Origin of the sequence: Bradyrhizobium sp. 192 (assembly GCF_023100965.1) — a bacterium.
GTDB lineage: Bacteria > Pseudomonadota > Alphaproteobacteria > Rhizobiales > Xanthobacteraceae > Bradyrhizobium > Bradyrhizobium symbiodeficiens.
In genome coordinates this window covers 7,297,181-7,315,372 of record NZ_CP064690.1, presented here as the reverse complement: position 1 = coordinate 7,315,372, position 18,192 = coordinate 7,297,181, and the positions used below count along the sequence as shown (strand labels likewise).

Sequence of the window (18,192 nt, the reverse complement as noted above, 5' to 3'; positions counted from 1 at the left end):
AGCCGAAGGTTCAGTCGAAGGTTATTTGCATGAACAAGGTCTATCCCGACGCCAAGTCGGCTCTGTCAGGCATTTTGAAAGACAACATGATGATCATGTCGGGAGGCTTTGGCCTCTGCGGCATCGCCGAGGAGCTGTCGGACGCGATCCGCGAGGCCGGCGTCAAGGGCCTGACGGTCGTCTCCAACAATGCCGGCGTCGACGGCATCGGCCTCAGCCGTCTCCTGGAGACCCGGCAGATCAAGAAGATGATCTCGTCCTATGTCGGCGAGAACAAGCTGTTCGCCCAGCAATTCCTCGCCGGCGAGCTGGAACTCGAATTCAATCCGCAGGGCACGCTGGCCGAGCGCATCCGCGCCGGCGGCGCCGGCATTCCGGCCTTCTACACCAAGACCGGCGTCGGCACGCTGATCGCCGAAGGCAAGGAAGTGAAGGAGTTCGACGGCGAGAAGTATCTGATGGAACGCGGCCTGTTCGCCGACCTCGCCATCGTACACGCCTGGAAGGGCGACACCGCCGGGAATCTCATCTATCGCAAGACCGCGCGCAACTTCAACCCGATGATGGCGACCGCCGCCAAGGTCACGGTGGCCGAGGTCGAGCATCTGGTTCCGGCCGGCGAACTCAATCCCGACCACATCCACACGCCCGGCATCTTCGTGAAGCGCATCATCGAGGTCGGCACGGCCAAGAAGCGCATCGAATTCCGCAACACCCGCCCGCGTCCGACCAAGGCGCCGGTCGCCGGCACTGGAGTTGAAATCTGATGGCCTGGACCCGTGAACAGATGGCCGCACGCGCCGCAAAGGAACTGCGCGACGGCTATTACGTCAATCTCGGCATCGGCATCCCGACGCTGGTCTCGAACTACATCCCCGACGGGGTCGATGTCAGCCTGCAGAGCGAGAACGGCATGCTCGGCATGGGTCCGTTCCCCTATGAGGGCGAGGAAGATGCCGACCTGATCAACGCCGGCAAGCAGACCGTGAGCGAGCTGCCTTCGACCTCGTATTTCTCCAGCGCGGATTCGTTTGGCATGATCCGCGGCGGCCACATGGACCTGTCGATCCTCGGTGCCATGCAGGTGGCCCAGAACGGCGACCTCGCCAACTGGATGATCCCCGGCAAGATGGTCAAGGGCATGGGCGGCGCGATGGATCTCGTCGCCGGCGTCAAGCGCGTCGTCGTGGTGATGGAGCATTCGGCCAAGGACGGCTCCAAGCTCCTCAAGCAGTGCAACCTGCCGCTGACCGGCGAGCGCGTGGTCGACATGGTCGTCACGGATCTCGCCGTCTTCACCATCGACAAGCACGGCGACGGCGGCATGGCCCTGATCGAGCTCGCCGACGGCGTCTCGCTCGACGAGGTCAAGGCCAAGACCGAAGCCGAATTCCGCGTCGCGCTGAAGAACACGTAAGGTCTTCGCGAATCATTATGAAATGGCCGGGCTTCGTCCCGGCCATTTTCGTTTGAAGGACGACGTTGGAAAGGCCTTCGCGCGCATGCCTCCACGCGGTCATTGCGCCCTTGGTGTCGTAGCCCGCATGAGCGAAGCGACATGCGGGACATTCCCGGGTGTCGCTTCGCTCACCCGGGCTACGCGATCTCGCCCGCACTTCACGACCGCGCCGCCCGCATCTTGCTCCATCGTGCCGACACGCTTGCAACCCATGACGTTTCCTCGCGCACCAGGCGGAAGCCGAGATTGGCAGGCGGTACGCCCTGGGCGCAGCCGCCGGCGCGGGCGTCGCGGATGAAGTCGGTGACATAGGCGCGGTGGGCGCCCTCGGCGACACGCACGCCGCAGTTCACGGTGGGGCGGCCGGCATTGCCTGAAGCGTCGACGCGCGAGCGCACGAAGCAGGTCGAGGTCCACTCCCAGACGTTGCCGGCGAGGTCTTCGACGCCGTGCTCGTTCGGGCCGAACTTGCCGAACGGATAGGCCGTGGTGTCGGAGAGGTCACGTTCGGATTCGCGTTCATAGCGGCTGATCCAGCGTTTTGAAGGATCGTCGGCATCGACCGCGACACCATCATCCCTGAATTTGGAGCCGGCCGCAAAAGCCCATTCGGCATCGCTCGGCAAGCGGTAATGCTGGCCTGTCTTGCGCGACAACCAGCCTGCATAGGCTTCGGCATCGTGCCAGCTCACCTGTACCGCGGGGCGATCGGGAGCGACGGCGACGTCGCGATCAAGCGCGCGGCAGGCGCCGTCCTGCACGCAAAGCTGATAGTCGGACGACGAGACCTGGTTTCGCATGATGTGCAGGGGACGGTCGACGCGCATCGCGCGCAGCGGCGCTTCCGCCTGCTGCCCGCCGCGCGTGAAATCGCCGGCCTCGCGATAGGACAGGCTTCCCGCTGCGACCCTGACGATCGCAGGCTCGGTCACCGCGCCGTGGACGGCCATGTCCGAGACCAGCGGCGCCATCGCGATCGGGCCTGCCAGCCCGGCGGCGCAGGCGAGTGCGAGTTTGAGCTTGAACGCGATCAGCATGGTCGATCCCCGAAGGAAGGAGGGGCCGGTGATGACCAGCCCCTCGTCGCGTCTAGTTGGTGTTGGCGGCCGGGATTTCCGCGGGTGCCTTCACCTGGGTCATCAGATCGTCGTTCCACTTGCCCTCGACCTTGAAGTGCGCGGTGGCGCCGAGGTCTGCGGCCTCGATCAGATTATGCGTGACGTAGGCGTAGATGCCGGGCTGCATGAACTTGTACAGCGCAGCTCCCGCCGAACCGCCGCGGATGAACCAGGTCTCGAGCCCGACCTCGGGTGCATTGCCGAACTTGCCGGTCTCCCAGACATAGTCGCCATGGCCGCCGATCAGATGCGGACGGCTGTCGCGATTGGCCTGCGAATGCACGATCAGCACATTCTCGCCGACCTTTGCGGTCAGTGCGTCCTTGCCGGTGAGCGCGCCGACTTTGCCGTTGAACACGACATGGGAGGGGATCAGCTTCTTCATCACCTCTTCGGTGTCGGTGAAGGCTTCGCCCGGCGAGTCGTAGGACTTGAAATTGCCCTTCTCGTCGCGCGGCACATACATGTCCTGCTCGCCGACATAGTACACCTTGTCGTATTTCAGCGCGTGACCCTTGCCGTCGTTGAGGCCATCGCGCGGCAGCACCATCACGGCGCCGTTCATGCCGGAGACGACGTGCCAGGGGATCATCGGGCCGCCCGGGGCGCAGTGATAGACGAACACGCCGGTCTTGGTCGCCTTCCAGCGCAGCACGACCTGCTCGCCGGGGTTGATCAGCGTGAGCGCGCCGCCGCCGAGCGCGCCGGTCGCCGAATGGAAGTCGATGTTGTGCGGCATCGTGTTGGTGGCGGGATTGACCAGCGTCGTTTCGACGTAGTCGCCCTCATGCACCACCATCAGCGGGCCGGGCATCGAGCCGTTGAAGGTCATCGCCTGGAAGGTAGTGCCCTTCTCGTCGATGACGACCTTCTTCTCCTCGATCGTGAGCGTGAACTCGATGATCTTGGGGCCTTGCTTGGTCGCCTGCTCGTGCGCATGCACGAACGGCGGGGCGACCAGCTCCACCTTCTGGCGCGGCAGTTTGAGATCTTCGGCAGCCAAGGCGGGGGTCGCCAGCATCAAGGCTGTCGCGGCGGCGCTGATCAATGCGGCTCTGCGGGTGAACATCGGAAGCATCCTTCATCTGGAAAGGTTTTGATGACGGATGCAGTGTGCGCCGATCGCGGCAAGCGTGTTTGCGCTGCGACAAGGTATTGCCGGATTCAGCTCCGCAACAGCACCTAGGTGTTTCAACGGGAGCTGGATCGGTGACACCACGTTAGCCGCATCCGACGGCGTGACGCGGATGTCGAGGGCCTGCAAAGGCGGCCGACGCGACAAGGCATGCCAGGATTGATCGTGCCGGCGAACGCGCGCTTGGATGAGATCATGATCGGGGCCGCGGAGAAGATGCGGCTAGAAGAGATGTGCAGCGAGCCGGACCGCAGCCCAGATCGCCAGCGACAGCACGACGAGGACGGTGATTGCGGCGGCCAGGGCGCGCGCGGCGCTGGCCGGGGCCGGTGCGACCGGGGCTGGGCGGAAATCGTCGAAACGCGGGATATGACCGCGGACGTCGAGCAGGGAGAAGATCAGTTCGAGTGCGAGAAGCCTCATGGGCAAACGCTCCGGATGGCGTGCGAATTGCCGTAAACATGGCCCCGAACCGGCCGCTGCGCTTTGCGCGAGCGCAATTTTCGGCGGGCACGCCCGGCCGACTTTGCGCGAGCGCAAGGTCGCCTCCTCGGATCCAAGGTAATGGAGTGCATTCCGTGATTTGCCGTGAGTTCTGCACACGGCGGAAATTTACGAATGGGTAAGATATGAGAGCTGATCTTGCGGCGAGCTACGGCGAAGAGCGATTGCCACGCTACACGAGCTATCCCACCGCACCGCATTTCTCGTCGGCTATCGGTCCGGACACGTACGCCCGGTGGCTGGCAGAGCTGCCGGCGGGTGTAAGCGCCTCGCTCTATCTCCACGTGCCGTTCTGCCGCGAGATGTGCTGGTACTGCGGCTGCCATACCCAGATCGTCCGCCGCGACGAGCTCGTCGCCGGTTATCAGCGGACGCTGCGCGACGAGATCGCGCAGGTCGCCGAAACCATCGGCCGCCGCATCAAGGTTGAGCACATCCATTTCGGCGGCGGCACGCCGACGATCATGCAGCCGGAAGCTTTCGCCGAGTTGATGGCGACGATGCGCCAGAAGTTTTTCGTGCTGCCCTCGGCCGAGATCGCGGTCGAGATCGATCCCCGCACATTGACCGCCGACATGGTCGATGCCATGCGGCTCTCCGGGGTGAACCGCGCCAGCCTTGGCGTGCAGAGCTTCGATCCCGTGGTGCAGCGGGCGATCAACCGCGTGCAGAGCTTCGAGCAGACGGCTTCCGTGGTCGACATGCTCCGGCGCGCCGGCATCGCGGGACTTAACTTCGACCTGATCTACGGCCTGCCGCACCAGACCGTCGCGTCGTGTCTGGATACCGTCCGGCGCAGCCTCACGCTCGCGCCCGACCGCTTCTCCGTGTTCGGATATGCTCATGTGCCTGGCTTCAAGAAGCACCAGCAGATGATCAACGAGGCTGTGTTGCCTGACGGCCTCGCACGCCACGACCAGGCCTGCGCGATCGCGAATGCATTGAAGGAGGCCGGTTACGTGCAGATCGGCCTCGATCATTTCGCCCGCCCCGGCGATTCCATGGCGGTGGCCTTCGAGGAACGGACGCTGCGGCGCAATTTTCAGGGCTACACCACTGACAAGAGCGAAGTCCTGCTCGGTTTCGGCGCCAGCGCGATCGGGCATCTGCCGCAGGGTTACGTCCAGAACGAGGTGCAGATCGGCGCCTATGCACAGAGCATCGCTGCCGGCCGTCCCGCCACCGCCAAGGGCTATGGGCTCACCGACGACGACCGGCTGCGCGCGGACATCATCGAGCGCATCATGTGCGAGTTCAGCGCCGACCTCGGCGATATCTGCGCGCGCCATGGTGCAGAAGCAGGAGCGATGCTGGACTCGGCATCGCGCCTGAAGCCGCTGATTTCCGACGGCGTCGTGCGGCTGGACGGCAACCGCCTCGCAGTTGCAAAGGATTCGCGCTTCCTGGTCCGCAGCGTCGCGGCCGCGTTCGACGCGCATCTCAATCCGGCGAAGCAGCTGCACAGCCGGGCTGTGTAAAGTCTTCCGCTTGTCATTCCGGGCTCGCGCCAAGAGGCGCGCCCGGGAGTGACGGCGGAGAGAAGCCGCACCAGCTTGCGCTGCCACAAAGAAACTCCGCTTCCCTCCATTATCGTCGTGTCGGAACGGAGTTGTCCATGTCTTTCGGATCCGACGATCTGGTCGATGACATCATGCGCACGGCGCCGCACACGATCCGCGTGTTTCTGGCCTTCAGGATGGCTTGTGTCGGTTGCCCGATCGCAACCTTCCACACGGTGGATGACGCCTGCCGCGAGCATGGCATCGACCGCGAAAAATTCCTCGCCGCATTGTGCGATTGCGTGCCGGCGTGAAGCAGTCTGGAATTCGCGCGGGCGCGCGGTTTCCCGGGTGAGGGGCGGCTTTCGCCGTAAGCGGAAGCGCCCTCACCCCTATCTCGACCTATCCTGTGCGGAGATGTCCCGGTGCGGCTGTCATGCCGCGCCGCTGTCGGCGCTCCGCTCCGCCAGCACGACGATCCTGTGCGGTTCGCGCAGGATGATGCGCTGACGGCCGCTCTCGACGAGGCCCTGGCTCTCCCATCCGCTCAGGATGCGGCTGACCGTGTGCAGCGTGGTGCCGGTCATCTGGGCGATGTCCTGGCGGCTGATCGGGAAGTCGATCTCGATGCCGTGGTCGAGCTTCTTGCCGGATTGCTTGGCGAGGCGCAGCAGCGCATGTGCGACGCGCTGCTCGACCTGCTGCGTCGACATTTCCAGGATGCGGGTGTGGCTCTCCTGGAGCCGCGTACCGACGGTCTGGAGCGTGTTGGCGGCAAGCGAGGGAAATCGCTCGACCAGGCGCGGCCAGGCCGAGGTTGGCCAGATCAGCACCACGCTGTCGTCGACCGCGATCGCTGTCGCCGGATATCGCGCGGCCCCGATCGCCATGGCGAGCCCGAACGTTTCGCCGGGCGCGACGTAGCGGACCACGATCTGCTCGCCGGTCGGCGTGGTCTTCGCAGCGCGGACATGGCCGTGCAGCAGTAGGAAGAAGGACTGTGCGTCCGCACCCTGCTCGAAAATGGCACTGTTCTTGGGATAACGCGCCGAACGGGCCTCACGCAGGATCTCGTCCAGCGCTTCCGGCGTGACCCCGGCAAACAGCGGCAAATGCGCAACCAGCGATGTGTCGACCTTGGCCAATTCAGCCTCCTTGGCGCTCGGGAGTGTGATGGCACCTGCAATCGTCCTGATGTTTGCGATAGCGCAAAACGGAACGGCCGACTGGCAGTATTTTTCCAGACAACGATCTGAATTTATTGGAGTTGACCCCATGGCTGGCACCCGATCCCGCAAGTATGAGGGCTGGCCGCTGTTTGCGAATAGTTTTCGGCCCTTTTTCCTGCTCGCCGCGATCCAGGCGGGGCTGTCGATCCTGGCTTGGCTGCCGATGTTCTATGGCGAATTGTCGGTGAGTTCCGCGTTCGCGCCGCGCGACTGGCACGTCCACGAGATGCTCTATGGCTTCCTGCCGGCGGTGATCACCGGGTTCCTGTTCACGGCCATCCCGAACTGGACCGGGCGGCTGCCGATCCAGGGCACCTCGCTGGCTGCATTGGTGTCGGTCTGGCTTGCCGGGCGTGTCGCGGTGACGTTGTCGGCCGACACTGGCTGGGCATTCGCGCTTCTCGTCGATGCCGCCTTCCTGGCACTGGTCGTCGCCGCCGCGGCGCGCGAGATCATCGCAGGCGGCAACTGGCGCAACCTGCCCGTGGTGGTGCTGGTGTTTGTTCTGCTCGCCGGCAATGTCGCTTTTCATCTCGAGGTGCACTATCAGGGCGCGGCCGATGTCAGCATCCGTGTCGGCATCGGTGTGGTCACGCTTCTGATCTCGCTGATCGGCGGCCGCATCATTCCGAGCTTCACCCGCAACTGGCTGGTCAAGTTCAATCCCGGCCGACTGCCGGTGCCGTTCGGACGCTTCGATGGCGCAGTGATCGGATGCAGCGCGCTCGCGCTCATCTCCTGGATCGTGGCGCCGCTGAATGCCGTCACCGGTGTCCTGATGGCGCTCGTCGGCGGGCTGCATCTGGTACGGCTTGCGCGCTGGGCCGGCGATCGCACTTTTCGCGAGCGACTGCTGGTGATCCTGCATATTGGCTATTTCTTCGTGCCGCTCGGCTTCATCCTGAACGCGCTGGCGGTTTTCGGCGCGCTGCCGCCGAGCGCAGGCATCCACGCCTGGATGACGGGTGCGGCGGGAACCATGACGCTGGCGGTGATGACCCGCGCGAGCCTCGGCCATACCGGACAGGCGTTGACCGCTTCGCCGGCGGTCCAGGGAATCTATGCCGCCATCATCATTGCGGCCCTGGCGCGGGTCGCCGCCGTGGTGTTGCCCGCGCACAGCGATGCGTTGTTGCACGTCGCTGCCTGTGGCTGGCTCGTCGCGTTCCTCGGATTTGCCGTCGCGTTCGGCCCGCTGCTCGCGGGCAGCCGGCGGCGTGCCCTCGCCACGATGGGCGTGCCGGCGCCGGCGCGCTGAGTTCAGGCTGCGGTCGCGGAGGGCGTATCGGCAGGGGGCCCCTGTGGCCGCACGCCCTTGCGCCAGTCGGTGATGGTGCAGCCGAAGCGCCCGCGAAACCAGCGCGCCATGGCGCTCTGCGCGGAGAAGCCGAGCTGGGTCGCGATGTCGGCCAGCGGCCGGTCGGGATCCTCGATCAGCTGGATCACGAGATCGGCGCGCTGCGCATCCAGGATGGCCGAGAAGCTGGTGCCGGCTTCGGCCAGATGCCGGTGGATGGTACGGCGGGTGCAGGCAAGATGCTCGGCGACGCGCTCGACGGTGCAGTCGCCGCTGGCGAGCAGGGTCCGCACGACCTCGTCGACCTTCTCTTCCCAACTTGCCGGTCGGGTCTCGATCGCCTCGATCCGCTTGCGCAGATAAGTCGCGATCAGGGGATGCGCGCTCGGGATCCGGCGCTCCATGTCGTTCGCGGACAGCAGGATCGCATCGGCTTCGGCGTTGAACGTCACGCGGCAGCCGTAAAATTCGCGGTAGCGCTTGCGATCGCGCGGCGGCGGATAATGCAGGTGGACCTCCTGCGGCCGCCAGTCTTGGCCGTACAGCGACTGGATGATGCGGTGGATGCTGCCGAGCGCCATGTCGATCGACTGGCGCGGCGGGATCGGCTGCCGGCCTCGCAGGTGCAGCGTGACCGTCACGATCTGCCCGTCGCGGGCAACATCCAGCCGCATGCCGTCATGATGGACGTGGATGAAGCGCGAGAATGCTTCGATTGCTTCGCCCACGGTCGCCTGCTCGCGCACGATCAGGCCGACCGCGCCGAAATTGGTCAGGCCGCCGCGCTCGGCGAGGCGCAAGCCGAAATCTTCGGCGCCGGACGTCTCTGCCGACAATTCAAGCAGCCGGCGCAGGCCGGCAACGGCGATGGGTGTGTCGGGCTTGTCGAGGCAGGCGAGCGGCAGCCTGGCCTTGCGCATCATCTGTTTGGGATCGAGCCCGACCGACCGGGCGATCTCCGGGTAATAGCTCAAGCCCGCGCTGCGAACGAGGTCGGTCATGCAAACCGTTCCTGCCAGCCATTCTCGCAGATGTCCCGAAATGTAAAGTTTCTGTCCCGGTTCGTCAAATCCAGGAACCGGCCGGAACATACATAGGGGAAACCGAAGCATTGGCGTGAATGCCATGCTCATGACGGCGCGGCAGGGCGATGGGGCCCGCCTTCCGTCTCGGACCATTGACCAAGACATTGCTGGATCGGGATTATGCCGGGGAACATGCTTTCCAAGGGCGAGGTATTCGTCATCGACACCGACGCTGCCTCCCGCGAACAACTTTCGACCGCGCTCCAACAGAGCGCCTATGACGTGATCTGCTTCGCTGACGGTGCCTCACTCCTGTCCGAAGCAAAGGCGCGGATGCCGGCCTGCGTGTTGATGGAGCTGCCGCCCGATCGCTCCGGCCTCGATATGCTGAGGCGGCTGCGCGAGGAAAACTGCATGGCGCCGGTGCTGGTGACCTCGGCGAATGGCAGCATCGCCATGGCGGTCGACGCCATCAAGAGCGGCGCGGCCGACTTCATCGAAAAACCGTTCCGCACCCACGACATCATCGGCCGGATCGACGCCGCCATCGACGAATTCGCGCAACCCGGCACGAGCCGGCAGCGCTGGCTGCCCGGCTGCGAGCCCTTGACCGAGCGTGAAGGCGACGTGCTCGAGCACCTCGCTGCCGGCCTCACCAACAAGGAGATCGCCCGGCGCATGCATCTGAGCGCGCGGACCGTCGAGGGTTATCGCGCCGGCATCCTCAAGAAAGCCGGAGCCAGGAACGTGACCGATCTGCTTCGCCGCATTTTCGGACAGGGGGCATCGGTCCAGGCCTGAGACCTGCCGGCATTGCGAGACGTTCCGCGGCCTTGGTGCCGCCGCCACGGCGCCCCACGGAAACCCCAATCGAACCAGTTCCTTCCGTGCCGCGTCCAACCAAGTTGGCGAGGCATTTGATCGCGCGCGTCCGGCTGGCGGCGCGGCGATACCGCAGGAGGGACTTCATGCGCATCACCGCAAGATATCTGGCAACGACGAGCCTGGTTCTGGTCACCATGGCGGCGGGGGCGCCGTCATGGGCCGCCGACCTGGACGCCACATCGGCGATCGACACCGTCACGGTTTACCCCGACGGCGCCACCGTCACCCGTGTCATCGCGGTCGACCTGCCGTCCGGAGATTCGACGCTGGTTGCCAAGGATTTCCCGCTTGGTCTCGATACCTCCTCCATCCGGGTCGAGGGTGAGGGTGGCGCAAAGCTCACCATCGGCACGATCGATGCGCGGTCGCCGCGCGCCGCGCCGGTCAACCTGCCTGAACTGGACAAGCGCATCGAGGCATTGAACGATCAGCGCGCCGATTTGCAAGGCGCGATCGACTCGGCGAATGCGCGGCGCAAGTTTGCGGAGCACTTTGCGGAAGCCTCTCCCGCGGGTATCGGCGACAAGGGCGAGGCGCGGCCGATCGCGGAATGGCGCGCGGCCTTTGCTGCGGTCGGCGAAGATATTGCGAGCGCCGATACCGCCGTCCGTGACGCCACGCGCAAGATGCGGGAGATCGACCGGCAGATCGCCCAGTTCGAGGTGGAGCGCAAGGCCAAGCCGCCGAGCAAGCTCGAGGTTCGCATGGATGTTGCCGCGACGGCTGCGACGAAGGCGACGTTGCGCGTGACTTATGCCGTACGCAATGCGCGTTGGGTACCGCTGTACGATGCCCGGCTCGACACCGGCGCCAAGGACCGCAAGCCGCTGCTCGAGCTCGTTCGTCGCGCCGAGATCACGCAATCGACCGGCGAGGATTGGTCGAACGTTGCGCTTGGCGTCTCCACGGTGCGGATCGGCCGCGGCGGCAGTGCGCCGGAATTGAACTCGCTGGTGGCGCAATATCCTCAGCTGCCAAAGCCGATGGCGGCGGGTTCAGTCTCCGATCTGGCGCGGCCCGCACCAGTTCTGCGCCAGGTGCAATCGCCATCGATGGCCAAGATCGCGGAGTCGGCCGAGCCGCGCGAACGTGCCGATGAGCAGCAGGCCGTTGCCGAGATCGGCGGCTTCCAGGCCACGTTCAAGATCCCCGGCCGCGTCAGCCTCGGCGCCCAGGAGGGTGCCAAGAGCATGCGCATCGCGGCCATGACCGTGCCCGCCGATCTCGCCGTGCGCGCGGCTCCGGTGATCGACCCCACCGCCTTCCTCGAAGCCAGCTTCAAGCAGACCGACGACACGGCGCTGCTGCCCGGCAAGGTCGCGATCTACCGCGACGGCGTCTTCGTCGGTCGCGGCAAGCTCTCCGCTTCCGCCAAGGACGACATCGTGCGGCTCGGCTTCGGCGCCGACGACAAGATCAGGATCGAGCGCGCGGTGCTCAAGCGCAACGAGGGGTCGGCAGGCCTGCTGGTCACGACGTCCAAGACCGACGAGCGCACGTTCAAGACCACGATCCGAAACGGCCACGACTTCCCGATCAAGGTCGCGATCGAGGATCAGCTGCCGGTCAGCGAGAGCGAGGACATCGTCGTCGAGATGCTGCCCGCGACCACGCCGCCTACCGCCAGCAACATTCGCGACAAGCGCGGCGTGCTGGAATGGTCGTTCGACGCCAAACCGGGCGAGGTCAAGGATATCAACTTCGCCTGGCGCATCCGCTGGCCGAAGGACAAGAGCATGGTGATCGTCCCGGCGGGGTAGATTTAGCCACGAAGGAAAGTGCACTCCTTCTCCCGCTTGCGGGAGAGGGCTGGGGTGAGGGCTCTGTCCTCTTGGGGGTTCTCGATTGTGGAGACACCCTCTCCCCAACCCTCCCCCGCAAGCTGGGGAGGGAGGGAGCGGACCGCCTTCGCAGAAGCAGTGCGACTCGTTTGGCTGCGGGCTAAATTCCGGTCTCAACCGCCCGCATCGATTGCGGCAATACGTATGGCACGCCGTCATCGCCCTGATGGACGACGGCGTCGATCTCGAAAATGTCGCGGATGGTCTCGCGGGTGACGACATCGGCGCGCGAGCCGTCTGCGGCGAGCTTGCCACCGGCCAGCACGACGAGCCGTTCGGCGAAGCGGATCGCGAGATTGAGGTCGTGCAGGATCGCGATCACGGCCGTGCCGCCGGCAGCACGGCGGCGCGCGGCCTCGACCAGGTCGATCTGGTGACGCAGATCCAGGCTCGAGGTCGGCTCGTCCAGCAGCAGAAGTCCCGGACCATGCTCGGCTTCGCCGCAGGCGAGCTGCACCAGCACGCGGGCGAAATGGGCGCGCTGCTGCTCGCCGCCTGACAGCGTCGGCAATTGCCGTTCGCGGAAATGCGCAAGCCCAACCTCGTCGAGGGCAGCGTCGACGAGCGAGCCTGCTTCACGCGCGCTGCGCTCGCCCGCGCCCATCAGCACGATCTCCTCGACGGTGAAGGGGAAGGTGACATTGATGTGCTGGGACAGCATGGCGCGGCGCGCGGCGAGCTCGCGGGGTGCATAGCTGCTGATATCGCGCTGTTTAAGGCGGACCTCTCCAGCATTCGGCCGGAGATCGCCGGAGAGCAGCCGTAGCAGGGTCGACTTGCCGGCGCCGTTCGGGCCGATGATCGCGACCATTTCGCCGGCCGCAACGGTCAGGCCGACGCCATCGAGCAGCGTCGCGCGGCCGGCGCGCTTGCTTAAAGCCCGCGCCTCGATCACGGCACTCATAACGAGGCGAGCCCGCGCTGCCGCAGCAGGATGAAGAGGAACAACGGCGCGCCGACCGCTGCGGTCAGAATGCCGATCGGCATCTCCGCCGGCGCCACGATGGTGCGCGCCAGCGTGTCGGCGCCGACCATCAGGATCGCGCCTGATAGCACCGAGGCCGGCAACAGCAACCGATGCGCAGGGCCAATGACGAGACGGAGCAGATGCGGCACGACGATGCCGACAAAGCCGATGACGCCGCTGATCGACACCGCGACGCCGGTCATGGCGGAGACCATGACGATCGAGATCCGCTTGAGACGCTCGACGTCGATGCCGCCGTGAAAGGCGTCGGCCTCGCCGAGCACCAGGAGATCGAGGCCGCGCGCGATGAAGGTGCAGGCGGTTAGCCCGATGACGAGGATCGGCGCGAGCACGGCGGCCTTGGTCCAGGTCACGCCGCTCATTGAGCCCAGCATCCAGAACGTGATGTCGCGAAGCTGACGGTCGTCGGCGACGAATACCAGAAGTCCGATGCCGGCATTGGCGATCGCGGTGATGGCGACGCCGGCGAGCAGGAAGACCGCGATCGAGGTGCGACCCGATCGGCTCGAGATGCCGTAGAGGATCGCGGTCGTGGCCAGCGATCCCGCGAACGCGGCGAGCGGCAGCAGCTCAGTCTGGAGGAAGCGCAGCATCTCGCCGAAGCGGGAATCGGTGAACACGATCGCGCTTGCGGCTGCGAGCGCACCGCCGCTGGAGACGCCGACCAGCGCGGGATCGGCGAGCGGGTTGCGAAACAGTCCTTGCATGATCGCGCCGGCCGCGGCGAGCAGGCCGCCGACCATTGCCGTTGCCGCGATCCGGGGGACGCGGATCGACCACAGCACGAGCTGGTCGCGGGCCGTCATGGCCGTGCCTTCGCCCGATAGCCCGAGTGCGGCAGGCAGGCGGGAGAGGGGAATGCCGGCGGCGCCAAAGCCAAGCGCCACGACCGCGGCGACCGCGAGCACCGCGATCAGGAGAGGGATGGCGAGCGATGCGGCCCGCCGTCGCGTGCTGGCGCGTCGTCCCAAGCCATGCGCTTCAGTGCCGATTGCCACGCTCATTGCCGGCAATTCGCCGCCGACAGCGCCGAGGTGAATGCAGCGCCAGGTCCGGCCAATGACGGATAGAGCTTGACCGAGAGATCGCGCGCCGCCGCCGCCGTGCGCGGTCCGAAGCCGAGCAGATAGAGCCCGTCCATCGTGATGAAGCTCTTGTTGGCCGCGACCGGCGTCAGGGCGAAGCCGGGATGGGCAAAGATCGCGTCGGCTGAAAGCGAATCCTTGCCGCGTTCGATCGACAGCGCGACGTCGGGTCTTGCCGCCGCGATGGCCTCGTCGCCGATGATCTTGTAGCCGTCGAATTCGTCGATGGCGTTGGCGGCGCCGGCGAGCCGGATGATCTCGTCGGCCGCGGTCTTGTGGCCGGCGACCAAGGCGCGTCCGTTCTGGAGCGACATCACGAACATCACGCGTACCGGCTTGGTCACCCTGGCACGCAGGGCGCGAAGCTGCGCAAGATCGGCGCCGACGGCGGCGCTCAGGCACGCGGCGCGCGCGTCGACGCCCATGGCGTGGCCGACCAGCCTTATCTTCTCGATCAGGCCGTCCTCGGAGAAGGTGTCGGGCACCAGCACCAGCGGCACCTTCGCAGTCTCCAGGATGTCCATGGTCTCGCGCGGGCCCGAGCCCTGGATCGCCAGGATCAGGGTGGGGTTGAGGCCCAGCACGCCTTCGGCGGAGATCTGGCGCATGTAGCCGACATTGGGTTTGTCGTGCAGCGCCGCTGCTGGATAGAGGCTCGTGGTGTCGATGCCGACGAGCCGGTTCTCGAGCCCAAGCGCATAGATGATCTCGGTGATGGCGCCGCCGATCGAAACCGTGCGCGCGACGTCGGTCACGGCGATGTCGCGATTGCGCGCGTCATGCACGGTGATGCCGGCGGCGTGCGCGACTGGGGCGAGCGCGATCGTACTGGAGAGCAGGAGGCATTTGAGGGTGCGGCAAAATGTCATTGCAGGTTACTTCGTCAGGATCAGCTTGTTCTGCGAGGTCAGGCGAAGCCGATAGCTGTCCTCGCCATGCGCGATGATGATCTCGCGCTCGGCCGCAAACAGCTCGCGACTGTCGATCCGGCTCCCGCGCATGGTGAGCGTTCTCGTTGCCGCAGAAGGGCTTCCAGCCGACCCCGCCGCGCTGCCGCCGTCTCCTGATGTTGCTGACATGTTGGGTGTGATGCGCTTTCGAAACTCTGGAGTGCTGCTTGTTTGTACAGGCGGCACGAAGCGCATTCCAACGGCCGCGATTTACAATCGATATAAACTGCAACCTTGTGACATTGACCGTCAGAGTGTTGCCACGTAACCAATTATGGCGGCGCGGCGACTTGCCCGCGTCTCGAGAAAATCAGCCAGCCAGTCGTTCGCGTTGCGAGCGCACGCCAGCCAGAAGACCCTAAAAAACAGAGTGAAGTGCAGGCTGGGGCAGATATGGCTGACGGGGCTAGGTATTCGCGCGCCTTGATTTTGGGCGCGTCGGTGGTTTCATTTGCGGCATTGACGACGGAGAGCGGTCTTGCGCAGACCGCATCGCCGCAAGCTGAACGCGCGTCGACGGAACGGCCGAAGCAGGCCAGGCGCAAGCAGGCCAAGCCGCCAGTCGCGCAGCAGGCAACGCCGGAGCTCCTCGACGCCCGGGCCCAGGCCGGCGGAACGGCGCCGGTTCAGGCGCTCGACACCATCACCGCAGCCGCAACGAAGACCAAGGAGCGCGCCATCGACTCGCTCGCGCCCGTCAGCTCCATTTCTCTCGATCAGATCCAGGGAATTCAGCCCAACCGGCTGTCGGGCATCTTCTATGCGGTGCCCGGCGTCTCGTTCCAGGAGCGCGGCGATGATCCCGCGACCGTCATCAACATCCGCGGTCTGCAGGAGTTTGGGCGCGTTGCGGTGGTCGTCGATGGTGCGCGCCAGAATTACCAGCGCACCGGCCACAATGCGAGCGGCTCGTTCTTCCTCGATCCTGAACTGGTCGGCGGCGTCGACGTCGTGCGCGGTCCGACCGCGAACATCTACGGGTCCGGCGCGATCGGCGGCCTGGTCTCTTTCCGCACCAAGGACATCGACGACGTGCTGCGTCCCGGTGAGCGCTGGGGTGTCGATCTCTCGGGCTCCTACGGATCCAACAACAATCGCGGCCTCGGCTCGGTCTTCGGAGGCGTGCGCGCCACGCCCGACGTCGATATCTTCGGTGGCGCGGTCTATCGTACCCAGGGCAATTACAAGGACGGCAACGGCACCGAGATCGGCAACACCGGCAATCAGGTCGAGAGCGGTCTGATGAAGCTCACGGTGCGTCCCGCCCTCGGCCATGAGGTCAAGTTCGGCGCCATCTTCCAGGATTATCAATACGATGTCGGCCAGTTCAACCGAGGGCCCGTTGCGACTGCAGCCCAGCGGGCGCTCTATCAGGGCTCATCGGTCTACGCTTCCGATGCCAAGAACTACACCGGCACGATCACCTGGAATTATGCGCTGCCGAGCGACAATTTGTTCGATTGGCACATGTCGGTCTACGGCAACCGCGTCGACAACGACCAGACCAAGACCTACCACTATTCGACCTCGGGTACGGCCCTGTGCGGCACCGGCAATTTCGGCAACAACATCTCCGGCTGCATCGGCGACAAGCGCGGCTATGTCCTCAATACCTACGGCATCGACGCCAACAATACCACGCGGTTCAACGTCGGCGACTGGCGCAACGCCCTCACCGTCGGCTTCGACGCGTTCCAGGACGACGTGATCACGACCGACAGCCGCGGCAATTCCAACATCACCACGCCGAGCGGCATCCGCACCGTGTCCGGCGGATTCCTGCAATTGAAGCAGAACTACAGCACCTGGTTCGAGGCGGTGAGCGCGATCCGTTATGATCGCTACGATCTGGAGTCGGGCATGACCAACGGCAGCGGGGACCGTTTCTCGCCGAAGATCACCCTCGGCGTCACGCCCGTTCCCGGCTTCCAGCCCTATGTGAGCTATGCCGAAGGCTATCGCGCTCCATCGATCACTGAAACCGTGATCTCCGGCGCGCATGCGACCGGCGGCGGGCCGGCCTTCTTCCCCTGTCCCGACGGCACTGTCGGCCTGTTCTGCTTCCTGCCGAACCCGAACCTGCGTCCGGAGGTCGGCAAGAACAAGGAAGTCGGCTTCAATCTGAAGTACGACAACATCTTCTCGGCCTCGGACTCCTTCCGCGGCAAGATCAATCTTTTCCGCAACGACGTCAGCGACTATATCGACCTCGTCGCCTCGGCGCCGGTCGCGGTGCCGCCGTTCGGCTCTTTCAGCCAGTACTACCAGTATCAGAACATTGCGCAGGCCCGCATCCAGGGCTTCGAGGCGGAGACGATGTATGATGCCGGCAGCTGGTTCATCGGTGTCGCCGGTCATTACATCCAGGGCAAGAACGCCGTCACCAATGTCGGACTCGCCACCATCACCCCGCGCAAGGTCGTCACGACCGGCGGTGTCCGCCTGCTCGATCGCAGCCTGATCCTGACGGCGCAGTGGGCCTCATACGGTGCCAACAATGACGTACCCGCCGGCTATCTGCCCGCGACGGGCTACGAACTGGTCAATCTGTACATGACCTACAATGCGACCCGGGACATTGTGTTCTCGGCCTCGATCGACAATCTCTTGAACCAGTACTACCGGCCTTACGCCATTCCCGGCAGTTCGACCGACGGCACCACGCAGAACGACGTGCTGTGGTCGAGCGCGGGGCCGGGCAGGGTCTACAAGGCCGGCATGAAGATCCATTTTGGAGGTGCATAGGCGAGGGCCCGCAACACTGCCAATCCCGCCGGGCCGCGCTGATGCTCCAGCGCGGCTTCGGCACGTTTCGTTTTGATCAGAAGGAGAGACTTTGATGTTCATCGCCATGAATCGTTTCCAGGTGAAGAAGGGCGCGGAGACCGCGTTCGAAACAGTCTGGGCCACCCGTGAATCCTATCTCGGCAGCATGCCGGGCTTCATCGAGTTTCACCTGTTGAAGGGCCCGGAGGCAGAGGACCACACGCTCTATTCGTCGCACACGACCTGGGTCGACAAAGCGGCGTTCGAGGGCTGGACGCGCTCGGACCAATTTCGTCGCGCCCATGCCCGCGCCGACAATCAGACCGGCGAGAGCCTTTATCTCGGCCACCCCAAATTCGAAGGCTTTGAGGTGATCCAGAGCGAGCGCAAGGCCGCGGCCGCCTGAGCAGA

At 65.1% G+C, this 18,192-nt stretch carries 18 protein-coding genes; 9 read left to right on the top strand and 9 right to left on the bottom strand.

The window, feature by feature from the left end; genetic code table 11:
• The first annotated feature begins 29 nt into the window (after positions 1–29).
• Together IVB24_RS34340 and IVB24_RS34335 are read left to right on the top strand one after the other, a co-directional pair.
• Positions 30–767 carry a CoA transferase subunit A gene (locus IVB24_RS34340; protein ID WP_247770948.1) on the top strand — a complete coding sequence of 246 codons (738 nt, stop codon included), beginning with the start codon at positions 30–32 and terminating at the stop codon, positions 765–767.
• Entirely contained in the window at positions 767–1,417 is a 651-nt protein-coding gene (locus IVB24_RS34335) for a CoA transferase subunit B (protein ID WP_094976913.1), read from the top strand. The genes IVB24_RS34340 and IVB24_RS34335 overlap by 1 nt, the downstream gene beginning before the upstream one ends.
• Before the next feature lie 200 nt (positions 1,418–1,617).
• Here the strand turns inward: IVB24_RS34335 and IVB24_RS34330 are convergent, their stop codons facing one another.
• From IVB24_RS34330 to IVB24_RS34320, 3 genes are all read right to left on the bottom strand, one after another.
• A complete protein-coding gene (locus IVB24_RS34330) occupies positions 1,618–2,496 on the bottom strand; it encodes an SUMF1/EgtB/PvdO family nonheme iron enzyme (RefSeq protein WP_247770945.1) in 879 nt (292 codons plus the stop codon).
• 52 nt (positions 2,497–2,548) lie between these two features.
• A complete protein-coding gene (nirK, locus tag IVB24_RS34325; RefSeq protein WP_162308734.1) occupies positions 2,549–3,646 on the bottom strand; it encodes a copper-containing nitrite reductase in 1,098 nt (365 codons plus the stop codon).
• Positions 3,647–3,934: 288 nt separating this feature from the next.
• Positions 3,935–4,135 (bottom strand): hypothetical protein, encoded by a 201-nt coding sequence (locus IVB24_RS34320; RefSeq protein WP_094976917.1) that lies wholly within the window; start codon positions 4,133–4,135, stop codon positions 3,935–3,937.
• A gap of 206 nt (positions 4,136–4,341) precedes the next feature.
• On the opposite strand from IVB24_RS34320, the gene hemN reads away from it, so the two are divergent.
• Positions 4,342–5,694, top strand: a complete 1,353-nt coding sequence (hemN, locus tag IVB24_RS34315) for an oxygen-independent coproporphyrinogen III oxidase (RefSeq protein ID WP_247770943.1) — start codon at positions 4,342–4,344, stop codon at positions 5,692–5,694.
• A gap of 137 nt (positions 5,695–5,831) precedes the next feature.
• A complete protein-coding gene (locus IVB24_RS34310; RefSeq protein ID WP_028140266.1) occupies positions 5,832–6,029 on the top strand; it encodes a DUF1858 domain-containing protein in 198 nt (65 codons plus the stop codon).
• A gap of 120 nt (positions 6,030–6,149) precedes the next feature.
• Here IVB24_RS34310 and IVB24_RS34305 read toward each other — a convergent pair whose 3' ends face one another.
• Positions 6,150–6,860: a Crp/Fnr family transcriptional regulator gene (locus IVB24_RS34305; RefSeq protein WP_166476109.1), complete on the bottom strand. Its 711-nt coding sequence runs from the start codon at positions 6,858–6,860 to the stop codon at positions 6,150–6,152.
• 130 nt (positions 6,861–6,990) lie between these two features.
• Between IVB24_RS34305 and IVB24_RS34300 the strand changes: the two genes are divergently transcribed.
• Complete coding sequence (locus IVB24_RS34300; protein WP_247770941.1) at positions 6,991–8,202, top strand: NnrS family protein; 1,212 nt, start codon at positions 6,991–6,993, stop codon at positions 8,200–8,202.
• 2 nt (positions 8,203–8,204) lie between these two features.
• Here the strand turns inward: IVB24_RS34300 and IVB24_RS34295 are convergent, their stop codons facing one another.
• Positions 8,205–9,242 (bottom strand): AraC family transcriptional regulator, encoded by a 1,038-nt coding sequence (locus IVB24_RS34295; protein WP_247770940.1) that lies wholly within the window; start codon positions 9,240–9,242, stop codon positions 8,205–8,207.
• Between the two features lie 204 nt (positions 9,243–9,446).
• Between IVB24_RS34295 and IVB24_RS34290 the strand changes: the two genes are divergently transcribed.
• A complete protein-coding gene (locus tag IVB24_RS34290) occupies positions 9,447–10,067 on the top strand; it encodes a response regulator (protein ID WP_094976922.1) in 621 nt (206 codons plus the stop codon).
• Positions 10,068–10,234: 167 nt separating this feature from the next.
• The gene (locus IVB24_RS34285) at positions 10,235–11,911 is read left to right on the top strand and encodes a mucoidy inhibitor MuiA family protein (RefSeq protein WP_247770937.1); all 1,677 of its coding nucleotides are present in this window, start codon (positions 10,235–10,237) and stop codon (positions 11,909–11,911) included.
• A 181-nt stretch (positions 11,912–12,092) separates the two neighbouring features.
• Here IVB24_RS34285 and IVB24_RS34280 read toward each other — a convergent pair whose 3' ends face one another.
• Genes IVB24_RS34280 through IVB24_RS34265 form a run of 4 tightly spaced genes read right to left on the bottom strand, consistent with a single transcriptional unit; the run spans position 12,093 to position 15,144 of the window.
• Positions 12,093–12,896 carry a heme ABC transporter ATP-binding protein gene (locus IVB24_RS34280; protein ID WP_247770934.1) on the bottom strand — a complete coding sequence of 268 codons (804 nt, stop codon included), beginning with the start codon at positions 12,894–12,896 and terminating at the stop codon, positions 12,093–12,095.
• Positions 12,893–13,984 (bottom strand): iron chelate uptake ABC transporter family permease subunit, encoded by a 1,092-nt coding sequence (locus tag IVB24_RS34275; RefSeq protein ID WP_247770931.1) that lies wholly within the window; start codon positions 13,982–13,984, stop codon positions 12,893–12,895. The genes IVB24_RS34280 and IVB24_RS34275 overlap by 4 nt, the downstream gene beginning before the upstream one ends.
• Positions 13,981–14,934 carry a hemin ABC transporter substrate-binding protein gene (locus IVB24_RS34270; RefSeq protein ID WP_247770928.1) on the bottom strand — a complete coding sequence of 318 codons (954 nt, stop codon included), beginning with the start codon at positions 14,932–14,934 and terminating at the stop codon, positions 13,981–13,983. Before IVB24_RS34270 ends, IVB24_RS34275 begins: the two co-directional genes overlap by 4 nt.
• 6 nt (positions 14,935–14,940) lie before the next feature.
• Positions 14,941–15,144 carry a hemin uptake protein HemP gene (locus IVB24_RS34265; protein ID WP_094976926.1) on the bottom strand — a complete coding sequence of 68 codons (204 nt, stop codon included), beginning with the start codon at positions 15,142–15,144 and terminating at the stop codon, positions 14,941–14,943.
• 264 nt (positions 15,145–15,408) lie between these two features.
• Here IVB24_RS34265 and IVB24_RS34260 point away from each other — a divergent pair, with 264 nt between their 5' ends.
• Positions 15,409–17,760: a TonB-dependent hemoglobin/transferrin/lactoferrin family receptor gene (locus IVB24_RS34260; RefSeq protein ID WP_247770925.1), complete on the top strand. Its 2,352-nt coding sequence runs from the start codon at positions 15,409–15,411 to the stop codon at positions 17,758–17,760.
• 94 nt (positions 17,761–17,854) lie between these two features.
• Complete coding sequence (locus IVB24_RS34255; RefSeq protein ID WP_094976928.1) at positions 17,855–18,187, top strand: antibiotic biosynthesis monooxygenase; 333 nt, start codon at positions 17,855–17,857, stop codon at positions 18,185–18,187.
• Positions 18,188–18,192: the final 5 nt, after the last annotated feature.